This window comes from Gulosibacter sediminis (genome assembly GCF_014904065.1).
Lineage (GTDB): Bacteria > Actinomycetota > Actinomycetes > Actinomycetales > Microbacteriaceae > Gulosibacter > Gulosibacter sediminis.
In genome coordinates, this window is sequence record NZ_JACXJG010000015.1 from 15,163 (window position 1) to 17,492 (window position 2,330).

3 protein-coding genes are annotated in these 2,330 nt (G+C 68.9%); 2 read left to right on the forward strand and 1 reads right to left on the reverse strand.

The features are described 5' to 3' along the window. Positions 1-188: 188 nt before the first annotated feature. On the reverse strand, positions 189-572 hold the full coding sequence (locus ID132_RS08510) for a DUF1304 domain-containing protein (RefSeq protein ID WP_193128354.1): 384 nt from the start codon (positions 570-572) through the stop codon (positions 189-191). 88 nt (positions 573-660) lie between these two features. Here ID132_RS08510 and ID132_RS08515 point away from each other — a divergent pair, with 88 nt between their 5' ends. Further along, complete coding sequence (locus ID132_RS08515) at positions 661-1,257, forward strand: TetR/AcrR family transcriptional regulator (protein WP_193128355.1); 597 nt, start codon at positions 661-663, stop codon at positions 1,255-1,257. A 188-nt stretch (positions 1,258-1,445) separates the two neighbouring features. Next, positions 1,446-2,330 (forward strand): PRC-barrel domain-containing protein (locus ID132_RS08520; RefSeq protein ID WP_193128356.1); only part of this gene is annotated, 885 nt, incomplete at its 3' end.

The following is a 2,330-nucleotide window of genomic DNA, read 5'->3' on the forward strand; positions in this document are numbered from 1 at the left end:
CACGAACTCGTTGCGCACGCGCACCTCGCCCGGCGCGAGCTCGCCGAGGGGCACGCGCACCGTGCGGAAGTCGTCGTGCGTCGGCCAGCCGGTGGGGCGGGCGGCGAGGTGGATCTGGGTGCTGACCGATGCGGTCATCGGGGGAGACGTCTCCTGGTTGTGAAGGGATGGGGTGGGGTCGGTTCGGGTTAGAGCAGGCCGATTGCAAGCGCGACGATGCCGAGCACGGGCAGCGCGCCCTGCTTCAGCGCGGCGCCGCGCTTGTCGGGGCTCGAGAGCAGCAGCACGAGCGCCGCGGCCGCCATCGAGCCGGCGCCGGCGAACACGAGGGTCGCGCCGACGGCGTGCGCGCCGCTGGCGAAGGCGATGATGCCCGCCGCGACCGCGATCGCGAGGAACAGGTTGTAGAAGCCCTGGTTAAACGCGAGCGGCTTCGTGGTTTCGGCCTCGGCGGCCGTTGTGCCGAACGTCGCGCGCACCTTCGGGGAGGTCCACGCGAATGACTCCATATAAAAGATGTACACGTGCAGCAGCGCGGCCAGGGCGGCGAGGATGAGTCCTGCGAGAATCATGATGTGGGAGCCTTTCTGGCTGAGCCCTGTTCTGTAATGACCATTCCAATATATACTGGACCGATCGTTACCGAAAGAGGGGATATCCGTGGCACGCAGGCAAGGCTTCGATCGCGACGAGGTCGTGCGGGCTGCCCGCACCCTCTTTTGGGCGCGCGGCTACGAGGCCGCGTCGATTCCCGAGCTCGAGGCGGCCACGGGCATCCGTCGCTCGAGCCTCTACAACACGTTCGGGTCGAAGCGCGGGCTCTTCGACGCCGCGGTGCAGTCGTACCTCGATGAGGTGATCCGCCCGCGGCTGCGCCCGCTGCAGGATGCGTCGGTCGCGCCGGGCGGGCTCGCCGACTGCCTGACGGGCCTGCGCGCCGCCTTTGAGCGGCTTGACTCGATGCCGGCGCAGCACGGTTGCCTGCTCGTGAACACCGCGGGCGCGCCGATCGCCGACGACGCCCAGGTTGCTCGGGTCATTGCCGACTACCGGGCCGAGCTTGCGACGGCCTTCGACCGCGGAATTCGCGCCGCGCATCCGGCCATTGGCACCGAGGAGCTGTGCCAGCGCAGAGAGGCGATCACCGCGCTCGTCGTCGCGGCGTTCGCGCTCGCGCGCGTCGACGCGGAGCAGGCGGTGCGGAGCATCGACGCGGCGCTACGGCTGCAGCTCGACGGGGCGGCCTCGGCACACTAGGTCTGATCGCGAGGAAGTCGGGGCCACGGCGTTTCGCCGACATGAGTTCCACGCTGGCAACGAGCACTCGCCTCCCAGCTTTCTCATGACATCCGGAGGAAGCGTCGAGGGCCGTTCGATAGGCAGGTATGCGAACGCGCAAGTTGTACGTTCGCCAAATTCGCCCAACCCGTGGGGAGGCACACATCATGACGAACCAGACCACTTACAACGACCTTGCTGGCGCCGACGTCTACGACCAGGACGGCCACAAGATCGGCGGCGTGAACAGCGTTTACGTCTTCGACGGCACCGACGAGCCCTCGTGGGTCACTGTCAACACCGGATTCTTCGGCAGCCACGAGACCTTCATTCCGCTCGCGAATTCGCAGGCCAACAGCGGCGGCATCGTCGTGCCCTACGAGAAGTCGTTCATCAAAGACGCCCCGAACATCGACCCCGACGGCGAGCTGTCGGTGGAGCAGGAGAACGAGCTCTTCCGCTACTACGGCATCGACAATCCGAACGAGCTGCGCCACCAGGCCGGCGCCGCGACGAACGACCAGGATGCCCGGGTCGCGGACGCGCGCGGCCAGCGTGACGCGCATGGTCGCGACGCCCACGACCAGCAGGATGCTCGCGTCGACCGCGATGCGCAGGCGCAGCAGGAGGCGTACGGCCAGCCCGCCGCTGGCCAGCACGATGTGCGCGCCGACCACGACCACGACCACGACCGCGACGCGCTCGAGCGTGAGATCCAGCACGACGGTGACCGCAGTGGCGCTGCGGCTGGCGTCGGTGCCGCTGACGTTGACGCGGCGGGTGTTGCTGCGGCGAACCGCGGCGACCGCGACGCCGAGGCGCAGCGCCAGTACGACGACCAGCGCCGCACCGAGTACGACGCGCAGGCGCAGCAGCAGGCTCCGCACGCCGACGCGACCACGAACGGCGGCCGCCACGCCGAGACCGACTCGGCCGCTGCATCCGGTGCTGCCGCAGCAGGTGCGACCGCAGCCGGTGCGACGCAGCAGGCTGGCGCGACCGGCAACCTCCGCCTGCGCAAGCGAGTCGTGACCGAGACGAAGCTCGTCGAG

What these genes read in the sequence shown, in the direction of transcription:
- ID132_RS08510 (WP_193128354.1), bottom strand. Translation starts at nt 572, where the DNA reads ATGATTCTCGCAGGACTCATCCTCGCCGCCCTGGCCGCGCTGCTGCAC.